Origin of the sequence: Psychroserpens damuponensis (genome assembly GCF_000826655.1) — a bacterium.
In the GTDB taxonomy this organism is placed as follows: Bacteria; Bacteroidota; Bacteroidia; order Flavobacteriales; family Flavobacteriaceae; genus Psychroserpens; species Psychroserpens damuponensis.
In genome coordinates, this window is the sequence record NZ_JXJO01000017.1 from 480,750 (window position 1) to 503,563 (window position 22,814).

At 33.9% G+C, this 22,814-nt stretch carries 18 protein-coding genes and 1 tRNA gene; 5 read left to right on the forward strand and 14 right to left on the reverse strand.

Annotated elements, in window-relative coordinates; translation table 11 throughout:
* Positions 1 to 240: 240 nt before the first annotated feature.
* Positions 241 to 1,410: a hypothetical protein gene (locus TD29_RS10945; protein ID WP_152611500.1), complete on the forward strand. Its 1,170-nt coding sequence runs from the start codon at positions 241 to 243 to the stop codon at positions 1,408 to 1,410.
* Between the two features lie 83 nt (positions 1,411 to 1,493).
* Here TD29_RS10945 and TD29_RS10950 read toward each other — a convergent pair whose 3' ends face one another.
* The 5 genes from TD29_RS10950 to TD29_RS10970 all read right to left on the reverse strand — a co-directional run bounded on the left by TD29_RS10950 (position 1,494) and on the right by TD29_RS10970 (position 7,955).
* Positions 1,494 to 2,654 (reverse strand): metal ABC transporter permease, encoded by a 1,161-nt coding sequence (locus TD29_RS10950; protein WP_040280637.1) that lies wholly within the window; start codon positions 2,652 to 2,654, stop codon positions 1,494 to 1,496.
* Positions 2,647 to 3,756 (reverse strand): metal ABC transporter permease, encoded by a 1,110-nt coding sequence (locus tag TD29_RS10955; RefSeq protein WP_394331535.1) that lies wholly within the window; start codon positions 3,754 to 3,756, stop codon positions 2,647 to 2,649. Before TD29_RS10955 ends, TD29_RS10950 begins: the two co-directional genes overlap by 8 nt.
* Before the next feature lie 159 nt (positions 3,757 to 3,915).
* Complete coding sequence (locus tag TD29_RS10960; protein ID WP_040280639.1) at positions 3,916 to 4,653, reverse strand: metal ABC transporter ATP-binding protein; 738 nt, start codon at positions 4,651 to 4,653, stop codon at positions 3,916 to 3,918.
* Positions 4,654 to 4,752: 99 nt separating this feature from the next.
* Positions 4,753 to 5,661, reverse strand: a complete 909-nt coding sequence (locus tag TD29_RS10965) for a metal ABC transporter solute-binding protein, Zn/Mn family (protein WP_040280641.1) — start codon at positions 5,659 to 5,661, stop codon at positions 4,753 to 4,755.
* Between the two features lie 41 nt (positions 5,662 to 5,702).
* Entirely contained in the window at positions 5,703 to 7,955 is a 2,253-nt protein-coding gene (locus TD29_RS10970; RefSeq protein WP_040280642.1) for a TonB-dependent receptor, read from the reverse strand.
* A gap of 99 nt (positions 7,956 to 8,054) precedes the next feature.
* Between TD29_RS10970 and TD29_RS10975 the strand changes: the two genes are divergently transcribed.
* The gene (locus TD29_RS10975; RefSeq protein WP_040280643.1) at positions 8,055 to 8,711 is read left to right on the forward strand and encodes a metal-dependent transcriptional regulator; all 657 of its coding nucleotides are present in this window, start codon (positions 8,055 to 8,057) and stop codon (positions 8,709 to 8,711) included.
* Positions 8,712 to 8,759: 48 nt separating this feature from the next.
* Here the strand turns inward: TD29_RS10975 and TD29_RS18370 are convergent, their stop codons facing one another.
* From TD29_RS18370 to TD29_RS10990, 4 genes are all read right to left on the reverse strand, one after another.
* The gene (locus TD29_RS18370; protein ID WP_152611501.1) at positions 8,760 to 8,903 is read right to left on the reverse strand and encodes a FeoB-associated Cys-rich membrane protein; all 144 of its coding nucleotides are present in this window, start codon (positions 8,901 to 8,903) and stop codon (positions 8,760 to 8,762) included.
* Positions 8,904 to 8,934: 31 nt separating this feature from the next.
* Entirely contained in the window at positions 8,935 to 11,034 is a 2,100-nt protein-coding gene (feoB, locus tag TD29_RS10980; RefSeq protein ID WP_040280644.1) for a ferrous iron transport protein B, read from the reverse strand.
* A complete protein-coding gene (locus TD29_RS10985; protein ID WP_040280645.1) occupies positions 11,027 to 11,260 on the reverse strand; it encodes a FeoA family protein in 234 nt (77 codons plus the stop codon). The genes feoB and TD29_RS10985 overlap by 8 nt, the downstream gene beginning before the upstream one ends.
* Before the next feature lie 71 nt (positions 11,261 to 11,331).
* On the reverse strand, positions 11,332 to 12,000 hold the full coding sequence (locus TD29_RS10990) for an SCO family protein (protein WP_040280646.1): 669 nt from the start codon (positions 11,998 to 12,000) through the stop codon (positions 11,332 to 11,334).
* 124 nt (positions 12,001 to 12,124) lie between these two features.
* On the opposite strand from TD29_RS10990, the gene TD29_RS10995 reads away from it, so the two are divergent.
* The 3 genes from TD29_RS10995 to TD29_RS11005 all read left to right on the forward strand — a co-directional run bounded on the left by TD29_RS10995 (position 12,125) and on the right by TD29_RS11005 (position 15,608).
* Positions 12,125 to 14,062, forward strand: a complete 1,938-nt coding sequence (locus tag TD29_RS10995; protein ID WP_040280647.1) for a M1 family aminopeptidase — start codon at positions 12,125 to 12,127, stop codon at positions 14,060 to 14,062.
* Positions 14,063 to 14,120: 58 nt separating this feature from the next.
* Positions 14,121 to 15,446 carry an RIP metalloprotease RseP gene (gene rseP / locus TD29_RS11000; protein ID WP_040280649.1) on the forward strand — a complete coding sequence of 442 codons (1,326 nt, stop codon included), beginning with the start codon at positions 14,121 to 14,123 and terminating at the stop codon, positions 15,444 to 15,446.
* A gap of 88 nt (positions 15,447 to 15,534) precedes the next feature.
* A tRNA-Asn gene (locus tag TD29_RS11005) sits at positions 15,535 to 15,608 on the forward strand.
* Between the two features lie 58 nt (positions 15,609 to 15,666).
* On the opposite strand, the gene TD29_RS11010 is transcribed toward TD29_RS11005, so the two are convergent.
* The 5 genes from TD29_RS11010 to TD29_RS11030 form a co-directional block, all read right to left on the reverse strand.
* On the reverse strand, positions 15,667 to 16,740 hold the full coding sequence (locus TD29_RS11010; RefSeq protein ID WP_040280650.1) for a PA0069 family radical SAM protein: 1,074 nt from the start codon (positions 16,738 to 16,740) through the stop codon (positions 15,667 to 15,669).
* An 87-nt stretch (positions 16,741 to 16,827) separates the two neighbouring features.
* Positions 16,828 to 17,610: an enoyl-CoA hydratase/isomerase family protein gene (locus TD29_RS11015; protein WP_040280651.1), complete on the reverse strand. Its 783-nt coding sequence runs from the start codon at positions 17,608 to 17,610 to the stop codon at positions 16,828 to 16,830.
* A 12-nt stretch (positions 17,611 to 17,622) separates the two neighbouring features.
* On the reverse strand, positions 17,623 to 19,077 hold the full coding sequence (locus TD29_RS11020; RefSeq protein ID WP_040280652.1) for a sensor histidine kinase: 1,455 nt from the start codon (positions 19,075 to 19,077) through the stop codon (positions 17,623 to 17,625).
* 72 nt (positions 19,078 to 19,149) lie between these two features.
* Entirely contained in the window at positions 19,150 to 19,701 is a 552-nt protein-coding gene (locus TD29_RS11025; RefSeq protein ID WP_040280653.1) for a CopD family protein, read from the reverse strand.
* Entirely contained in the window at positions 19,701 to 22,799 is a 3,099-nt protein-coding gene (locus tag TD29_RS11030) for a VPS10 domain-containing protein (RefSeq protein WP_040280737.1), read from the reverse strand. The genes TD29_RS11025 and TD29_RS11030 overlap by 1 nt, the downstream gene beginning before the upstream one ends.
* Positions 22,800 to 22,814: the final 15 nt, after the last annotated feature.

Consider the following 22,814-nt stretch of genomic DNA (forward strand, 5'->3'; position numbering starts at 1 on the left):
CCAGTTTTAGTATTATGAAGTCGTTTTTTTACTTCGGAAATTTTAGGACTACATTAATAGTTCATTTTTTATCATTTTAAACCAACTAAAACTTTACCTAATACAAACACTATTCTCGTAAAAGCAACATTATGTTACATATAGCGCATACTTTGTTACAATAGTTTTAAGTATAAATAAAGGCTTCAATTATTTTTATCATCTACAAATCAGGTATTTAAACCTTAAAACAATATGATGATGAAATCACTCTTACTTTTTATAGGACTTCTAATGTCTGGATTAACCTTTACTCAAAACTCCATAAACTATAAAGCAATCATAAAAGACAGTAACGGTAATGTTGTAAATAACGAAACCATAGCAGTTAGATTCGGTATTATTAATGAATCTGAATCTACAACAGTGTATCAAGAGCAGTTTTTATCGGTAGTCACAAACGAGAATGGACTTATCATTTTAGACATAGGAGAAGGTAATCCATCCATCGGTTTCTTTGAGAATATTAATTGGAACAATGGAGATTTGTATGCTTTAACCGTTCATGTAAATCTTAATGATGGCTCAGGTTATATAGATATGGGAACGAGCTCTTTTAATTCGGTACCATTTTCACAAGTAGCTTCATCAATTGCTAACATCCCAACGAGAACTCTAGAAATCTCTGGAGTTGGAGAACAAAAATTACGCATTAATTCTAATGATGGCGACCTCACTTCATTAGAATTTTTAAGAACTGGATCGAGTACAGATTGGAAAATAGAAAATTCTAACACGTGGTTAGATTTATTAATTTCTGAAAGTGATTTTCAAAATACTAGTATTGCATTTTCTTTTCATAAAGACGGTCGTTTAGGCATAAACAACAGCAATCCTATCGAAGAACTTGATGTCACAGGAACTATTAGATCATCTGATCTCGCTGGTACAGGCTCGCGAAATGTTGTTGCTGACGCACAAGGAAATCTTGTTATAAGCTCTGAAACAAAATACATCTCTATTAATCCAGTAGCTTTTCATGCTAAAACGCCACTTGGAGTAGAAGTATCATCAACCGTTATTACAGGCAACGGACTCTCAGGACAGTCTGGAGATAAACTTTTTCAAACCAACTTAAACATTCCACATGGAGCTACCCTAACTGGTGTTACGGTACATTATGTTGATAATTCACCAACCTCAAATATGACGTTCCAACTAGAAAGAAGACCTGTAAATAACAATACTTCGGTTTTAGTTGTTGATGGTACGTCTTTAGGAAGTAGCTCTGCACATCGATTTTTTACAGTTGCTCCATTAGGGTTTATTAATATAGATAATTCTACATACACCTATATAATGAAAGTACGTTCAACCAATTGGGAAAATCAAATGTATGTCTCAGGTGTTGTAATTTCTTATGTGGAGTAATGTTACAAATACGTTCAGTGTGACATTTCGCCTTAACAACTGAAATTCATACTGTCGTTCAGAAAAAATAAAGACTGAAGATTCTACCCTCTAAACAAAAAGAAATCGTCCTTCATATCTTCAATTTGAGCATCTTCATTAGTAATAATGTAATCAATGGCTTGCGTTGTAAAAGCATTACCTTTTACAGTGAGGGACACGATGTTTTTATTAATCTCAATCATATTATTTTTTAGAGCTAAATCTAAAACCGTTTTAGAGCGCACTTTTTGCCAATTGATATGTTCATTTAAGTGATTCACATGACGTTCTCGTTCTTCATCATGGTTTTTTAAATGCAGCAAAAAAGTGAGTAAGGATACTTCTGTACGTTGTTGTTTTTCTCGATACATCACTGCAAAAACACCTTTACTTGGCGCAAATAAATAAACTAACAAAAATAAAAATCCTAATACTGTTGTGATTGAACCCGAAATAGACGCATCTAATTGATGTGCTACCCAATAACCTGCGATTGCGCTAAAAACCCCAAAGAGTATTGAAAGTGACAACATTTTCTTTAAATCTGTTGTTAACAAATAGGCCGTTGCAGCTGGAGCAATCATGAGCGCAACAACTAAAATTGCACCAACAGCATCAAAAGCACCTACAGTGGTTATTGATGATACTGTCATTAATCCGTAATGAATAATCACAGGAGAAAACCCTAAGGATGCTGCTAAGCCTTTATCAAACGTACTAAGTTTTAGCTCTTTAAAAAACGCTAGTAATAATACAATTGTAATAATTAAAATGACACCGATCACCCAAAGTGCTTTAGGACCAACATCTACACCAGAAATTAGTAAACGATCAAAAGGCGCTAATGCTAACTCTCCAACTAAAACCGCATCAATATCAAGATGCACATCATTTGCTTTTTTTGCAATCATTAATACTCCAATACTAAATAACACAGGAAACACTAAACCAATGGCTGTATCTTCTTTTACCAATCCTGTTTTTTGGATATACTCAACCAAAACAACAGTTACAACTCCTGTTAAAGCAGCTAATAAAATTAATAAAGGCGAGTTTAAATCTTGGGTAATAAAAAAACCAACTACAATTCCAGGAAGTATGGAATGACTAATGGCATCGCTTATCATGGCCATTTTACGAAGTACTAAAAACGTCCCAGGAATAGCACAAGCAACAGCTACTAGACTCGCTATAAGTTGTATTTCTATTTGTGCACTACTCATCGTTCTTGGATAATTGATTATATAAATTTAAAGCCGATTCAAACCCTTCGTTTGTCAAACTCCAAGTAGACCCTTTTAATGTCACGTAATTTTTTTCTACCAGTTTTTTAAGAGTCCCTTTGGTATACCCTTGAAACCCATTTAGGATTTTAATTTCGTGTGGATGAGTAATGTCTGCATGCGACTCTGCAATATGATACATAAACGCTAAAGTTTTATGCAATTCTAAATCGCGTCGATTTTTTATAAATCGAATTTGTTTAAATAACAAACCGCGACTTGGAGAGAATATAAAAGAGATGAGTACAAAAACCGCTGCTACTAACACAATAACAGGACCTGTAGATAAATTATTTTGACTCGCACTAATTGCTGTGCCAAAAACACCCGAAAACGCACCAAAAATCGCAGCTAAAACCACCATTGTTGCGAGACTATTTGTCCATTGTCGTGCTGCAGCTGCAGGTGCCAAAAGCATAGCACTCATTAATACAACACCAACGGTTTGCAACCCTAAAACAATAGCCAAAACAATAAAGCTCGTAATTAAAATATCAATCAATTTTGTATTAAATCCAAGAGTTTTAGCATAGTCTTTATCAAAGAGTAAAATTTTAAATTCTTTCCAAAAAAGTAATAATACAAAAAGGCAAATACCTGTTACAATAGCCATCATCCACACATCACTTTCTACCAGTGTTGCTGCTTGACCAAATAAGTACTTATCTAGTCCAGCTTGATTGGCATTGGGTTGTTTTTGTATAAAAGTAAGCAAGAGCATTCCGAAGCCAAAAAACAACGATAGAATTAAACCTAAAGCCGTATCAGATTTTAAGTGGGTTTTTGTTATAATTCCACGAATCCAGAAGGTTCCAATCAAACCACTCACTAAGGCTCCTAATAATAATGTATGACTGTCTTTTGCTCCAGTAATTAAAAACGAAATAGCGATTCCTGGTAAGGCAGCATGAGAAATGGCGTCACCAAGTAAACTCTGTTTTCTAAGTACCGCAAAACTACCTAACATACCTGTGACTGCACCAAGAATTGCAGTACCTAAGGTGATGGTTCTAAGCGTATAGTCTGTGAAAACTAGTTCTATGTAGTCTTTTAAATCGATTTTGTTTTATTTTATTTTTTATAACCCTTCCGTCTTTAAACTCTTTATTGAGTTTAAATCCACCTTCCCTTAAAAAAAGGAAAGGAATTTATTAATCAGAGTAAGCACTAAAAATTGCAACTGCCTACTACAAACTCAATATTATTCCTGTATACTCACTTTATAATTAATCCCATAAGTCTTCGTCAAATTATCATCGTTAAAAATATCTCTAACAGGACCTGTTGCTATTTTTTTAACGTTTAAAAAGGTTACCCAATCAAAATATTCGGGTACTGTTTGTAAATCATGATGTACAACGATTACTGTTTTACCTGCTTTACGCAATTCTTTTAAAATGTTTATGATGGCAATTTCGGTAGTTGCATCAACACCTTGAAAGGGTTCATCCATAAAATAAATTGCAGCATCTTGTACTAAAGCACGAGCTAAAAATATACGTTGTTGTTGCCCACCAGATAATTGGCTAATTTGCCTGCTTTTAAAAGCCAACATCCCAACTTTTTCTAGCGCTTCTAAAGCTGCTTTTTTTTGTTTTTGGCGTGGACGTTTTATCCAACCTAAACTACCGTAAGTTCCCATAGTAACAACATCAAGAGCTGTTGTTGGAAAATCCCAGTCTACACTTCCTTTTTGAGGTACATAAGCGACTAATGACCGTTGCTTTTCGTAAGATTTACCGTAGATTCTCACACTACCAGCAATAGGTTTTAAAATGCCTAAAATAGATTTAATAAGTGTGGATTTGCCTGCGCCATTTGGTCCAACGATAGCCATTAAAACACCTTCTGGAATTTCTAAATCGATATCCCAAAGTACAGGTTTGTAGTTGTAGGCTACGGTTAAATCGTCTACTTGTACTGCTATGTTTTGTTTCATACTAAATCATCTTTTGTGTCATATAGAAGGAGGTATGACTAAAGAATCTTTTGTTTTATTTTCTTAGATTCTTCGCTTTGCCCTAAATAACATTCAGCCTTATTTCAGTGCATTTACAATCGTGTTCACATTATACTCAAACATACCAATATAAGAGCCTTCTAGAGTGCCAGTACTTCCTAATGCATCAGAGTATAATGTACCTCCAATTTCCACCTCATGACCTTTAGATTTTACTGAAGCCTGTAAAGCTTCAATGGTTCGTTTTGGAACTGAACTTTCTACAAAAATAGCTTTAATTTGTTTCTCTATAATAAAAGCCGATAATTGCTGTACGTCTTGTACTCCTGCTTCGGTAGCTGTAGATATGCCTTGTAAGCCTACAACTTCAAAGTTGTAAGCTTTTCCGAAGTAATTAAACGCATCATGTGCAGTTACTAATATTCTTTTTTCCTTCGGAAGTGTCTCAATAGTCGCTTTTATATTTTTTTGAAGTTCATCTAATTGCGCCAAATATTTAGCTTCATTTGCTTTAAAATTATCGGTATTTTCTGGATTTTTTTCTGAAAGTACTTGCGTTACTTTTTTAGCAAATTGCTTAAAATATTCGATATCAAACCATACATGCGGATCATAATTTGACGCAAAATAATCTGATCCTATCAAGGTGTTTTTATCCAACTCTTCACCTAATGCGATTGGTGTTTTGGTTGCGCTTCCCATTTTCTCAAATACCTCAACGAGTTTGCCTTCTAAGTGTAAACCATTATAAAAAATCACATTGGCTTCTACCAATTTTGTCACATCGCCTTCACTGGCTTTATAGAGGTGAGGATCTACTCCACTACCCATTAACCCTTGAACGTTAACGAATTCTCCACCAATGTTTTCAACCAAATCGGTTATCATTGTAGTAGTTGTAACAACATTTAATTTACCGTTAGATTTTGTTTCGTTTTTACAACTAAAACATGCGAAAATGACAAGAATAGTTATCAGTTTTTTCATTACTCTAAATTTTAATTACGAAGATACTAAAAATTAGCATGTTAATTCAATGAATAACGCAATCCTAAAAACGCCCTAATGCCTTGATTAGGTCCATAAACGTATGATGGATCAAAAGTTAACGCAAATGGATTATCTTGTGTAGCTAGCACATTTCCGTCGTTATCAAACTCAACATTCTCATCAAATGGATCATTTGCTCGGGCAATAATAAAGGGGTTTCCACGATTTGGAGTCCAATTTAGTAGGTTTTTTATGCCTGCATATAATTCAAAGTTTTCAAATCCGTCGTAAGTAAATTGTATATTTTGAATACTCCAAGTTGGCGAAAATTCTTGCCTAGGATCTAAATCGCCAAGTAGAGGTAATCGCATTGGTCCATACAAATTACCTGTATAATCTACCGTAATATTTGTAGGATAGTGTTTGTATGACAACGACCAAGTACCTGTAAAACGCTCAGTTAATATTTGACGTGTTCGTACGTCATTTTCGGTTTGCGAAACATCTTGTATTGTAGCTCCAATACTACCTTTAATACCTGTTGCTAAAAGTGCGTCAAGGTTTAAACTTATACCTTTTGAGGTTGAATAACCATCTAAATTATCATAGATAATTTGGTTAGGATTAGTATCGTAATCTGGTATAATGGCATTGGTAAAATGTGTATACCATACAGAGGTATCAAAGGTAAATATCATCCCTTTTTTAGTGTACCATTTTTTGAGATAATTAATGTTAACATTGTATGATTGTTCTGGCTCTAATGCCTCTTCGATAATAACATCTCTTGCTCCTGTAAGTGCAGCATGTTCTTCTGTAAATAGATTAACTACCCTAAATCCTGTCCCAGCATTTACTCTAATAATATCATCACCAGTTGGTTTGTATTTATATGCTACACGAGGTGTTATAATAGAGCCATGTCTATTATCATAATCATAACGCAACCCAAGCAAGAGATTTTGCTTTGTACTAAGCTCAATTTCGTCTTGTACAAAAAGAGAAGGAATAGTCACCTCATCTGGACGTAAAGTTGCAGTTGTGTTATCATTATAATAATTATAACGTAAGGCTGCACCAAATAATAGATCGTGCTTTTCTAGCGGTTTGTCCCAAATAAATTGCCCAAAGCCGATACGCTGTTGTGCTAAATATGGTATATTGCCATAGACCGAATTTTGATCATGATCTGAGTATGAAAATTGAAAATTTACTTTTTCATCAATAGGCAACTCGTAGTCTCCAAGAAGCTCAAAGCGTGACGTATAAATGCTTTCACCATAAACCTCATCGCCTCCTCTAAAGCTTTTGTTCCATTGAAGTTCTCCTCCCCAACGATCTTCATAAAAATAACGTCCAGCAAGAGAAAACTTTTTATTGTCTTCTCTTTTAAAATCCCATTTATTAAAAATAGAAATACGGTCTTGCAAGGTTAAATCGGTGAAATTATCATTGTTATTATCTATTTTATTGTTGTACGTAAAATAATTAGTCCCAAATAGCATTGTTGCCTTCTCTCCTACATTGGTTTTAAAACCAGCATCTACGTTGAGTTCTCCCCAACCTGTTACAAACGTATCAGCAAAAACAATAGGTGCATTTTCTGGTAATTTTGTGATAATATTTATTAAGCCACCAACCGCTTCACTACCATACAGTGATGATGCAGGACCTTTAACTATTTCTACTTGTTCAATTAAAGAATTTGGTATACCAGACAACCCATAAACTGTTGATAGCCCACTTACTATTGGCATACCATCAATTAAAACTAGGGTGTATGGACCTTCTAAACCATTAATATGAATATCACCAGTATTACATACATTACAGTTAAGTTGTGGACGCACTCCATTTACATTTTGAAGGGCATCAAAAATGTTTGGAGTAGGATTCTTTTTAAAAAAAGCGGGAGAATATACTTCTACAGGTACAGCACTTTCTAATCGGCTTACAGATTTAAGCGTTCCTGTAACCACTATTTCATCTAAAGAATCATCGTACTGCATATTAAAAGTTAGGTTTTTTGTGTCTTCGGAAATATCAACTGATTTCTTAATAGTTTTATAACCCACAAATGATACCATAATATCATGTGAACCTGGAGCAACGTTTGATAATTGAAAATAACCGTTATCATCTGTCGTGGTTCCTAAACTACTGCCTCTAATATAAACGCTCACATAAGGTAAACCTTGATTTTCGGACAACACACGCCCTGTGATTTCATAAGAATTTTGCCCTTGAGCATACAATCCTAAACATAGTACTAGCACATTAATTAGTTTCATCTTAATATAATTTTATGCAAATATAAACTAATTTTTAGATTAGTCTAAAAATTAGTTTCAAATATTAATAGTTGTATATTTGTAACAGATACATATTGAATGATTACGTTAACAGAAGAAAATTATATTAAGGCTATTTACCACCTAGGAAAACATGGTAAAAACATGGTAAACACTAATGCTATAGCAGAGTCTTTAGAAACTAAAGCATCATCTGTTACAGATATGGTTAAGAAACTGGCAGAGAAAGATTATCTTAATTACAAAAAATACCAAGGAGTTATTTTAACCGAAAAAGGACGCCAAGTTGCTGTCAACATTATAAGAAAACATAGACTTTGGGAAGTGTTTTTGGTAGAGAAATTAAATTTTACTTGGGATGAAGTTCATGAGGTTGCTGAACATTTAGAGCATATTAAATCGGATAAACTTATTAATGAATTGGATTCTTTTTTAGAATTTCCTACGCATGATCCTCATGGAGACCCGATACCAGATAAAAACGGAATATTTAATACCATTGATAAAATATCGTTATCACAAGCCAATATTGGCAACACCTATAAATGTATTGGTGTTGAAGATTCATCTACCAATTTTTTACAATATTTAGATAGTAACAATATAGGTTTAGGCACTACCATTACTGTTTTACACAAAGAACCTTTTGATAATTCTGTTAAAATAAAATTACACACTAAAGAAATGGTTGTATCTCAAAATGTAGCTAAAAACTTGTATCTAAAAGTATTATAAAATTTAGATATTCTAAAAAATAGGTTTGTATAATAAGACTTTTAATGACTAATGACAACCACAATCATCTTGACCACAAGCTTTAGATTTTGAGGCTTTTTTCTTTGGAAGCACACCATACTTATTAAGCAAAAATAAAATTGCTAACGCTACTGCTATAAAGACGAGTATATTTTGAATGATAGTATTCATATGTTGTTTGGTCGTAACTTAAATTAATACTTTACTTTAATAATTGATAAGCTATTAAGGCTACCACATAAGCAAAGGCACTCATAATTACCAATTGATAGGCTGGCCATTTCCAAGAGTTTGTTTCTCGTTTCACAATGGCTAAAGTACTCATACATTGCATTGCAAAGGCATAAAATAGCAAGAGCGAAATACCGCTAGCAAAATTAAATAATGGTCCGCCCAAAATTGGGTTCACCTCTCCTGCCATTCGATTTTTAATGGTTTCTTCTTCATCACTTCCTACACTATATATTGTTGCTAAAGTACCAACAAAAACCTCTCGAGCAGCAAATGAACTTACAATAGCTATACCAATTTTCCAATCATAACCTAATGGTCTAATGGCTGGTTCAATGGCATGACCTGCAATACCAATAAAGGAGTGTTCTAATTTATGTGATGCAATTTTTTGGTCTAATTCTTCTTGTGCTAAATTTTCCGAAGAAAATTGTGTGGTCACGATCTCTTCAGCATTATTAAAATCGTCTCCTGGTCCATAAGAGGCCAAAAACCAAAGTACAATAGAGATTGCTAAAATTATTTTACCTGCTCCAAATACAAACGATTTAGTTTTTTCTAAAACTGTGAGCGCAACGTTTTTAAATAAAGGCACTTTATAATTTGGCATTTCTACCACAAAGAAGGTTTTACTTTTTATTTTTAAAACCTTATTTAATATCCAAGCTGAACCTACGGCTGCACCAAAACCTATAAGATATAACAGCATTAAGGTTAATGCTTGATAACTTAAGCCTAAAAATCGACCTTCTGGTATGACTAAAGCAATAATAATTAGATAGACTGGTAATCTAGCGGAACAGGTGGTGAACGGTGTTACTAAAATAGTAATTAAACGTTCTTTCCAGCTTTCTATATTACGAGTTGCCATAATTGCAGGAATCGCACATGCTGTACCAGATATTAATGGCACAACACTTTTACCACTTAAACCAAATCGTCTCATGATACGATCCATTAAAAAGACAACGCGACTCATATAACCGCTTTCTTCTAACACCGAAATGAATAGGAATAAAAAGGCGATTTGCGGAATAAAAATCACAATACCTCCTAACCCAGGAATTATACCTTCGGCTAATAAATTTGTAAATGCACCTTCTGGCATGACGTTTTTTGTCCATTCGCTTAATGATGCAAAGGTAGAGTCTATAAAATCCATTGGTACACTAGACCAATCATATATAGCTTGAAAGATGAGTAATAAGATAAAACCAAAGATTAAATATCCCCAAACTTTATGGGTTAAAATTCTATCCAGTTTAATCCTTAAATCTTTAGCTGATTTAAGATCTATGGTTTGACCTTTCTTTAAGGTATTATTTATAAACTGATATCGTTTAATCGTTTCTTTTTGCTGTAATCGTTTAAGGTCTGTTTTACTTTTCGTTTTAAAACTATTTATGGCATCAACTTCGTTTCTATTAACATTTCCGAAGTTAACATCTTGCGTGATTACCAACCATAATTTATACAATAGTTGATTTGGAAATGCTGTACGTAATTTATTAAAATAGTCTTTATCAATTTCGGAAGCATTAACACAAGGCTCTGTAGATAACTCTTTATAATTGGTTATTAACTCTTTAAGTTGATCTATACCTTTTCCTTTTCGTGTACTAATAAGTGCGATTTTGGTTTTTAATTCGCGCTCTAAGTAAGCGATGTCTAAATGAATACCTTTATAAGACATTCTATCTGACATGTTGATAGCTAATACTGTAGGAATCTGTAAATCTTTTATTTGCGTATATAAAAGTAAGTTTCGTTTTAAATTTTCAACGTCACTTACTACCACTGCGACATCTGGATAATCTTTATCATTTTTATTAAGGAGCAGCTCTATAACTACGTTTTCATCAAGAGAAGATGCATTTAAACTGTAGGTTCCTGGCAAGTCAATAATATGTGCTTTTACACCTCTTGGTAATTTACAAATACCTTCTTTTTTCTCTACAGTAATCCCTGGATAATTACCTACTTTTTGATTTAAACCTGTTAGTGCATTAAACACAGATGTTTTACCTGTGTTTGGATTACCAATAAGTGCTACATTTATTTGTTTAGACATCTGCAATATCAATTAAAATGTGAATAGCCGTTTCTTTTCTTATGGCCAAATGCGTCCCATTAATATTAAGGTACATTGGGTCTGCAAAAGGAGCCACTTGCACAAGCTCAACAGCGTTGCCAGGTAAACATCCCATTTCTAAAAGTTTAAGAGGTATGTGGACTGAGGAAACATCAGTAATGACGCCTAATTGTCCTCGTTTAATATCTGCTAAAGTATATTTCAAGCTTATTTAGATTGATTTTAAGTAAGCAAAAGTAAAGGAAAAATTTAGTGTAAAAAAATTGTGGTCGGTTTTTATTGGTATTCCTTTTTGAGTCTTTTTATATCCTGAATCAACGAATCTACCGAAGTTGGGCTAATTCCATTATACAACCCTCTAATTTGCTTCTTTTTATCTATAAGCGCGAAGTTTTCGGTATGAACCATTCCATAATCTTCAGAGTCGTCATGTTTAACAACTAAATAAGATTTTCGGGCAAGGTCATAAATTTGTTTTCTATCACCTGTTACGAGATTCCACTTTTTATCATTAACTCCTTTTTTAATCGCATAGCGTTTTAATTGTGCTACAGAATCTATTTCTGGCGTAACAGAATGTGATAATAACATTACCTCATCATCATTCATTATTTCATTTTGAATACGGCTCATTTCATGTGTCATTATTGGACAAATGGTTTGACAGGTCGTAAAAAAGAAATCTGCGACATAAATTTTATCCTTGTAAGTATCCTGTGTAATGGTATCACCGTTTTGATTAACAAGCTTAAAATTAGCCACTTTATGATACTTTTTTTTATGCTGAATAGTGCTATCTACCAATGAAGCATCTACCCTATTTGGTTGATAAATTGGCAACGGTTGTTCTATAGCTAGTGCAGAGTAAATCAAATAAATAATGACTACTGAGACTATAGCAAATATGATAAAAAATACTTTTAGCTGTTTTAGATATCTCAACATAAATTGATAATTAGGACTTTACAGACTTCCAATTGTAAGTTTGAAATGCAAAAATACGACACAATAGCTACAAATTGACTACTTTTAACATGCTATATTTTAATAAAAAGAAAAACATACAATCATGAAATTACGACTACTCCTTTTTTTTAGTCTCTGCTCTACTTTATCCTTTTCTCAAGATTATAACGAAACTTTAAATGCCATTAGCGAGTCTGAAGCTAAGTCTGCTTTAAATCTAATGATGCAACGTTCTAATCTCAACACAGGAAATTATAACTTAAAATACCATAGATTAGAATTAGAGGTAGATCCTGGAGTCGCTTTTATATCTGGAGCTATAACAAGTTACTTTGAAGCAAAAAGTGATTTATCAACGATAACATTTGATTTATCTTCAAATATGATCGTCTCTCAAGTGTTACAAAGAGGCAATGCCTTAACCTTTACCCAAAATACCGATGATGAATTAGTCATCACCTTACCAACAATTCAAAATACAGGTGTTTTAGATTCCTTAACCGTAAGTTATTCTGGCAACCCAATAAGTTCTGGTTTAGGCTCATTTGCACAAAACCAACATAATGGAGATCCTGTGATTTGGACACTTTCTGAACCCTATGGAGCAAAAGCGTGGTGGCCTTGCAAGCAAGATTTAATTGACAAAATAGATTCTGTAGATGTTTATATGACAACGCCTCAATTTAATCCATCAAATGAAGAATACATATCCGTATCAAATGGCCTAGAACAAAGTCAAATTGTTAATGGAACACAAAAAACAACCCATTTTAAACATCGTCATCCAATACCAGCTTATTTAATTGCAATTGCCGCTACTAATTATGAAGTTTATTCTCATACTGTACCCAATAATGGAAATCCGTTTGACATCGTCAATTATGTGTATCCAGAGAGCTTAGCAAATGCTCAAGTTAGCACACCTATTACTGTAGATATTATGAATATTTTCAGTAATCTTTTTGAAGAATACCCTTATGCTGACGAAAAATATGGTCATGCCCAATTTGGTTGGGGAGGCGGCATGGAACACACCACAGTGTCCTTTATGGGAAATTTTAGTCGTAATCTTGTTGCTCACGAGTTAGCACACCAATGGTTTGGAAATAAAATTACCTGCGGAAGCTGGAAAGACATCTGGCTTAACGAAGGTTTTGCCACATACCTCTCAGGTATCGTTATTGAAAATCTTGATGGCAATGATGATTTCAGGTTATGGAAACAACAACGAAACAACTCTATTACCTCTCAACCTGATGGAGCCGTTTATCTTACAGATCAAGATACCACAAGTATAGGTAGAATATTTAGTAGTAGATTATCTTACAATAAAGGATCTATGGTATTACATATGCTTCGGAAAAAGTTAGGAGACACGCCATTTTTTCAAGCCATGCAAACTTATTTAGCAAGCTCAGAACATGCCTATGACTATGCTAAAACTGAAGATTTTATATCTATAGTAGAAACATCTACTGGTGAAAATTTAACCGAGTTTTTTAATGATTGGCTATACAACCAAGGCTATCCAAGTTATACGATTAACTGGAATCAACCTTCAACAAACGAAGTCGCAATTACTATTAATCAAGCGCAAAGTCATACATCGGTTTCCTTTTTTGAAGCACCTGTTCCCATACGTTTAATAGGCTCACTTGGTGAAACTTTAAATCTTGTTTTAGATAATACAACTAACGGACAATATTTTTTAGAAACGGTGAATTTTAATGTACAAAACATCATATTTGATCCAGAATCTGATTTAATCTCACGAAACAACAATGTCCTTTTAAGTATTGATGATTTAGCCATTAAAAATGCGTTGTTGATCTACCCAAACCCAACGACTGAAATTTTATTTATAGACAAACCGTCAAGCTTGGATATTTCCGAAGTAAAAATATTCAACACCTTAGGTCAACTTGTTAATCAGTCACAATTTAGCACGACTTTAGACACCACAACTTGGACTTCAGGCATGTTCTTTATACAATTTCAAACCAAAGATGGTGTCATTACTAAAACGGTGTTAAAAAAATAAGTATAAACCATGCTAAAACACTATTTTTGTCGCTTAGAATTTTTTTGAAATAAAATACATGGAGTTTGTAATTAGAATATCTCAATTTTTACTGAGCCTTTCACTACTAATCGTATTACACGAATTAGGTCATTTTATACCAGCAAAACTATTTAAAGCTAGAGTAGAAAAGTTTTATCTATTTTTTGATGTCAAGTTTTCTTTATTTAAAAAGAAAATTGGAGATACAGAGTATGGTATTGGATGGTTACCGCTAGGAGGTTACGTGAAAATATCTGGTATGATGGATGAGAGTATGGATAAGGAGCAAATGGCTCAACCGCCAAAACCTTGGGAGTTTAGATCAAAACCAGCTTGGCAACGTTTAATCATCATGCTTGGTGGTGTAACAGTAAACTTCATTCTCGCTTATATCATTTATGTGTTTTTAGCTTTTGGTTATGGTGATACAGATATCACAACAAATAGTGTAAAAGATGGTTACACCGTAAACAACCCTATTTTAAAAGATCTTGGTTTAAAAACTGGAGATAATGTCGTGTCTATAAATGGTGAAGAAGTTACCATGTATTCTGAAATAAGAAAGAAACTTATAGAGGCCGAAAAATTAACCGTAATAAGCAATAACCAAACAAAAGAAATTACTCTTCCTGAAGATTTCTTAGGACAATTAAGCACAGGAGAAAGTAGAAGCTTTTTTGGTTTACGCTATCCTTTTGTAGTTGACTTTGTAATTGATAGTATGTCTAATAAAGGTGCAGATCTAAAATCTGGAGATATTTTAATGTCTATTAATAACGAACCTTTAAAGTATTTTGATCAAATAGAAGCCAGAACCAAACCTTTAGCGAATACTAAAATTTCTGCAGAAATTTTAAGAGACGGTAAAACCATCCCAATGGAATTAAATGTAGATTCTAACGGGCAACTAGGCATCATGCCTGGAGGCACACTAACAGATCTTGAAAAGGTTGGTTATTATGATATCGTAAAAAGAGAATACGGGTTTGGAGAAAGTGTTGTTGTAGGTTTTGATAAGTTTACAGAAACTGTAGCCTCTTATGGCGTACAACTCAAAAAAATATTTACTCCAAGTACAGGTGCTTATAAAGGCGTAGGTGGTTTTAAAGCCATTTATAGCATCTTTCCTAGTGAATGGAGCTGGGAAGCCTTTTGGGCATTAACGGCTTTTCTATCTATTATGCTAGGTGTACTTAATTTATTACCTATACCTGTTTTAGATGGAGGACACGTTATGTTTTTACTCTATGAAATGATTTCTGGGAGAGCACCAAACGAGAAATTTTTAGAACGTGCGCAGTTGGTTGGATTCATACTATTAATTGCGATGGTTCTGTCAGCTAATATCAATGATTGGATTTAAATAAAAAAAATATAAAATTTTTTTAAAAATTCTTTGATGGATTTAAAAAATGAATTATATTTGCGCTCGCTAACGCGAAAAATAACCTTCCTCTTTAGCTCAGTTGGTTAGAGCATCTGACTGTTAATCAGAGGGTCCAAAGTTCGAGTCTTTGAAGAGGAGCATACAAAGTCCAACAGAAATGTTGGACTTTTTTGTTTTTTACAATATTTCGAAATTGTTAAAATAAGCGCAGCTGCCCTTCCTTATAGTCCTCATGAAGCTCAATATTTAATTTAGGCATCCTTTTACCTTTAAAGTATTTAAGACGTGCTAGTGCTACCAAATCATTAATTTGTTTTGCTATTTGCCCTTCACCTCGCATACGTTGACCAAAACGAGAATCATTAAGTGTTCCTCCATGACACTCTTGGATTTGATGTAATACTTTATCTGCCCTGTCTGGCATTGCCTTATAGATCCAATCTGTAAAAATTGCTCCAATAGCACCATTCAACCTCACAATGGTATGTGATATACTCGATGCTCCAGCATCTGAAACTGCTTTTGCCAATGGTAAAATCTCATGACTATTTATTGAAGGGATTATTGGCGCCAACATCACATTTACAGGAATTCCATTATCACTTAAAATTTTCACAGTATCCATCCGTTTTTTAATGGTTGCTGTTCTTGGCTCTAAAATGCGTCGTGTGGTTTCACACAAAGAAGTGATTGATATATTAACACTTACTAAATCATCTTTAGCCAAAGCTTTTAGCACGTCTAAATCTCGAAGTAGTAATGCGTTTTTAGTAATAATACCAACAGGATGCTTATATTTTAAAAACACGTCTAAACATTGCCGTGTGATTTTAAATTGTTGCTCTGCTGGTTGATAACAATCTGTATTACCAGACATCACAATTGGATGTGCCTTCCAACTTTTTCGTTTTATAAAAGTTTCTAATAATTGAGGCGCATCTTTTTTTACTAAAATGCGACGTTCAAAATCCAAACCAGCACTAAACCCCCAAAATTCATGACTATTTCTAGCGTAGCAATAAATACAACCATGCTCACAACCTTGATACATATTCATAGAATATGCCATACCAACATCTGGACTCTTTACTTTATTAACTATCGTTTTTGGATATACAGGAAGATATAATGTTTTATTATTATCAGGTATTTCGCCTTCCTTGGCACAATATTCTAAAAAATCATCACGTTGTTCGTGGTTAAGCTCAAAAAAGCGATTATCTACATTGCTTTGAGCACCTCGACCTTTTACGCTAGATTTTTCAAACATATTAACAAGTTTTTGTAAAATTACAAAAATATTAAAATGAAAAACTAAGCAAAATCACAACTTATAAACAAATTACAAAATTTTTAATTATTTTCCTGGAAAGTCTGCTTTTCGTTTTTCTAAAAATGCGGTTGTTCCTTCTTTGAAATCTTCAGTACCAAAACATTTACCAAATTGTTTAATTTCGGCTTTATAACCATCAACACCATCGGTATAATTGGCATTAATAGCTTTAATTGCTCCTTTAATTGCTACCGATGAATTGCGCATTATTTTACCAGCAATTTTTTCGGCTAAAGGCATTAATTCCTCTTGAGGTGTAACGTGATTTACTAATCCGTAATCTAAGGCTTTGATCGCATCAATCATACCTGCAGTCATTACGAGTTCCATAGCACGACCTTTACCTATTAATTGTGGCAATCGTTGCGTACCACCATAACCAGGAATAACACCTAGCGACACCTCTGGTAATCCCATTTTAGCAGTATCACTTGCTATTCTAAAATGACAAGCCATTGCCAATTCTAAACCACCTCCAAGAGCAAAACCGTTTACAGCAGCAATCACTGGAGTTCCTAAATTTTCGATATAATCAAAAAGAATCTTTTGGCCATTGGCTGCTAATTTCCCTCCATTTTTTACATCAAAATCTGCAAATTCACTAATATCTGCACCTGCAACAAAAGCTTTCTCACCGCTTCCTGTAATGATTATAACTTTAGTATCCTTACTTTTATTTGCAGCTTTAAAAGCCTCATGCAATTCTTGAATAGTGTCTTTGTTTAATGCATTTAGTTTACTTGGTCTATTTACTGTAATTGTAGTAATTCTGTTATTTGTAGTACTTAAAATATTTTGATAACTCATGCTGTTTGTTTTTTATTGCTTCGGAAATGTAACCGTAAAAGTGGTTCCAATACCTAGTTGAGTTGTAAAGGTAATATTTCCTTTGTAAGTTTCAACGATATTTTTTACCATGGCAAGCCCTAATCCCATTCCGCTAGATTTTGTAGTAAATTTAGGCTCAAAGATCTTTATTCTATTTTCATCTGAAATTCCCACACCATTATCAGAAACAGAAATATAAACCATATCATTATTTGCAGTTACCTTCACCTCAACTCGAGGATTTTGACGTTCATCTGTTATAGACTGAATGCTATTTTTTACCAGGTTAGTGACGACACGTATTAATTGTGTACGATCAAAATTAGCGAGTATTTCATCTTCTTCCGAAGAAAAAATAATATAATCTTCACTAAAAATATCTAATCCTAACTTAACGATATTTACAACATTTAAAGTTTCATTTTGTTGTGCAGGCATTTTTGCAAAATTTGAAAATGCAGAAGCAATTGAACTTAATGTATCAATTTGCTGTATTAAGGTTTGACTATATTCGTCTACTTTTTGGTGAATATTCTCGTCTTGAGGATCAAACTTACGCTGAAAACTTTGAACACTTAATCGCATTGGTGTTAGTGGATTTTTAATCTCATGCGCCACTTGTTTTGCCATTTCTCGCCAGGCTTGTTCTCTTTCGCTGGTTGCTAATTTTACTGCACTCTCTTCAAGCTCATCAATCATACTATTATAGGAGTTGACTAAAGTAGAAATCTCTTCACTAGACGACGAAATATCAATTCTCTTATTACGCTTATCTAAGCGTGTTTCATTTATTTTATCTGAAATCGTTTTAAGAGTTCGTGTAATGTATTTTGATAATAATAAGGCTAATAAAATAGCAATTAGCATCATAAAAACGTACGCATAAGCCAAGCGCTCTAAAAACTCATTGAGTTCTTTATTTAGGAAATCATCATTCTCTAAATATGGTAAATTTAAAATAGCTAGAGGTTTAGATTTTGTATCTAAAATATAGATATAAGAAGACTGAAAGGTTTCTCCATTTTTTTCGTTTTTTACTACAAATCGATGCACCGCATTATTAGAAATTTCATTTAAAATATCTGTAGGAATACATTTCGTAATCGAGTCATTTACAAAACTAGCTTTAGAGGTAATTTGTAACGTACCATCCATGTCATACAAATTAATTCTCAGACCATGAATCTCAGAAATTCTATAAATTTCTTCCTTAAAAATTAAAGGAACTTTTTCTGTTTCTACTAAATAGGTTGTTTCTCTAATAACGTAATTTAGATCACTTATAATGGCTGTTTCTTTACGTTCTAATCGTTCTTTATGATAATCTATTGCTTCTTCATTATATTGGTATATGGTTACTCCTGCAATTAATACAGACGCAATAAGCACCAACAATATCATGGCAAAAAATATGCGAACTCGTAAAGATAGTTTGTTTAGCTTCATAAAAACGCTCGTAAAAATGAGTACCTCAATTAGAAATGATTTTCAATATGTGTAACAATAATTAAGCCATTATTAAGCATCTGGATTTTTCTCTCGCATTCGTTTGTACATCTTAAAACCTAGCATTAATAAAACACCTAACACAACAATACCTATAACGCCAAAAACCCAATTAATAGCACTTTTTAGTAGTACTAAAAATATTACAGCAAATAATATAAAAGTAGCACCTTCATTCCAAAGACGCATAAAATTAGATGTTTTTCTAACATCGTCATTCTGCAACTGCTTATAATAATGATGCGTTTTTAAATGGTACAACATAAGCAACACCACAAAACCTAGTTTTACATGCATCCAAGGTAATTGTAGCAAAAACGGATGCAGTAAAAGTAGCCATATTGCAAAAGTGGTAGCCAAAATAGCTGATGGCCATGTAATGATCGTCCATAACCGTCTTGCCATAAGTTTTAATTGTTTACCTAGAATTTCCTTTTCTGGTGACGGTTTGTGATAGGCTTCAATTTGATACACAAATAATCTCGGGATGTAAAATAATCCTGCAAACCATGTCACAATAAAAATGAGGTGCAAGGCTTTTATGTAGTTATAGTATTCTTCCATTAATCTTCAATAAATAAATAGTTTAAATTTTCAGTATTAAAATCTTTATTAAACTGACTAATTCTCTCTGAAATCATTGTATTAAAATCTCGTAGTTGCACCTCAATCTGTGCTATCAGTTCATTTTTAACCTCAATATCCTGATTGGTAGGAGCAAAATCTCCCATACCAACCAACGCATTTAAATGCCCTAGTTTATTAGTTAATCGTATTGGAAAATTTAAAGGGTCTTGACCACTTTTATTTTGAGTTTGATACAAAGTCTCCTCAATTTTAGTAAAATCGTCCTTTAATTTTTTAGCATCTTCTAAGAGCGATTTTAATTTAGCATTACCTTTATACTGCTTTTCAAAAGCAGATAATTGCGCTTTAATTTTTCTAATTTTTTTAATGGATTTGTGCGCATCATCCATGGTTGTATTCACATCTGTTATAAAATCAAACTGCTTTTGCATATCTGCCTGAGTACTTTCTGCTCTAGGATCGGCTAAGATGGTAAATGGCTGAGAATAATTTGTTCCATTAACATTTAAAGTCACTTTATAAGCACCAGGAATTGCCTGAGGTCCATCTAGACTTGCCCACCACAAAATCATGCCTTTAAGTTTTTCGGCTCCATCGTAAGTCATATCCCAATTAAATTGATTCATTCCTTTTTTAACTTCTAGTCTATCTTTTGTCTTATTTTTAGTTGAAAACGTTTTTATCGTATCCTCTTTTGCATCAAAATAAGTTAAAGCAATCTCATCAGTTTTCTCATCAAAACTTTTCAAATTAAAATACGTCATAACATCATTAGGATGATTGGTTCCTGAGGTTTTACTACCACTTCTACTTCCTCCACGCATTCTATACGTATCTTTTGGTTTAAAAATATTATTTTTTTCTTCGGAAATATCCTGACCATACAATTGGTGCAACACCGTTAAATCGTCTATCATCCAAAGGCTTCGTCCTTGGGTGGCTACAATTAAGTTATTGTTTTTGATAGTTAAATCTGTAATTGGTACAATTGGCAAATTCAATTGAAACGGTTTCCAGTGCTTTCCATCATTAAACGAAATATACATTCCAGTTTCGGTTCCTGCATAGAGTAATCCTTTTTGTTTTGGATCTTCCCTTACCACTCTTGTAAAATGTTCTTCACTAATCCCATCTGTGATTTTTTTCCAAGATTTCCCGTAATCGGAAGTTTTATACAAATAAGGTGTAAAATCACCTGTTTTATATTTTGTTCCTGCCACATAACAGGTTCCTGAGTCAAAAGCACTAGGCTCAATACTGTTAATCATCATCCAATCTGGCATCCCTTTAGGTGTGACGTTTTCCCAATTTTCACCACCATCTTTGGTGACATGAATCAATCCGTCATCACTACCAACCCAAAGCAAACCTTCGGTTATAGGAGATTCTTGAGCAGCAAAAATGGTACAATAATATTCTACAGATGTGTTATCTTGAGTAATTGGTCCTCCTGACGATTTTAATTTCTCAGGATCGTTTCTTGTTAAATCCGGACTTATAATTTCCCAACTCTGACCTTCATTTTCTGTCACATGCACATGTTGTGAAAATGTGTACAATCGGTTTGGGTTGTGTTTAGAAAATATAATAGGAAAATTCCATTGAAAACGATATTTCATCCCTTCTGCGCCATGACCCATTGGGTTATCTGGCCAAACATTGATGGCTCTAACCGTTCCTGTTTTATGATTTCTTCTTGTTAAAAAACCATCATAACTTCCGCCATAAACAATATCATCATCTTCAGGATCTACAGCTATATGAGCCGATTCTCCTCCTGCTGTGCTTTCCCAATCGTCTTCAGAGATTGAACGTCCATCGGTACGATGTCTAATTCGTACTGTCGAATTATCCTGTTGCGCAGCATAAATACGATACGGAAACGCATTATCTGTAGTAACACGATAAAACTGTGATGTTGGTTGGTTGTGATAAGCACTCCAAGTGTCTCCACCATCATAAGTCACTTGCGCACCTCCATCATCTCCAATAATCATACGCTTAGGATCATCTGGAGCAATCCATAAATCGTGATGATCTCCATGTGGTGCATTGTGTGTACTGAAAGATTTTCCGCCATCTGTACTTTTGTGATATCTCACATTTAATACATAAACCGCATCAACATCTTTAGTATCTGCATAAACTCGTGTATAATACCAAGCTCGTTGGCGCAGTTTACGCTCACTATTCACCTGTTTCCAAGTCTCGCCTCCATCATCACTACGGTATAAACCACCTTCATCTTTGTTTTCAATAATAGCCCAAACACGTTGGTTATTTACTGGAGACACAGTCACACCAATAATACCAAGTGTGCCTTCTGGGAATCCTTTTTTGGTAGAAATTTCTGTCCACGTTTCACCTTTATCTGTACTTTTCCATAGCGCAGAACCTTCGCCTCCAGAACTCAAACTAAAAGGTGTACGTTGCACTCTCCAAGTAGATGCGTATAAAATTCTAGGATTGGTTGGGTCAATTAATAAATCAACTACTCCAGCATTGTCATTGGCAAAAAGAGTTTTTTTCCAAGTTTTACCACCATCTGTACTTTTATAAACACCACGTTCTTGAGTTGGTTTGTAGATATTCCCAAGGACACCAGCATAAACGACATTATGATCTGTAGGATCTACTGCAATTCTTGGTACATGACGCGAGTTTTTTAGTCCTGCTTGAGACCAGGTTTTACCAGCATCAACACTTTTCCAAATCCCATAACCAGAAGACACATTACCACGAACGGTTTTTTCGCCACCTCCAACATACATCACATTAGGATCACTTTTTGAAACCGTAATTGCGCCTATACTTCCACCAAAAAAACCATCAGAAATATTATCCCAAGAACGTCCTCCATCTTGCGTTTTCCAAATACCTCCTCCTGTAGCGCCAAAATAGTATAAGTTAGGTTTGTTTGACACTCCTGTGACTGCAGCACTTCTACCACCACGAAAAGGGCCAAGTAGTCTATATTCTAGTGCATCGTATTGGGTTTCTTTAAAAGATTGAGCATCTAGAGTGGTTACATTTCCGAAGAGAAAAAGGCATAGAAGTGTCGTGAATAATCTCATGGTGTGGTTGATTTT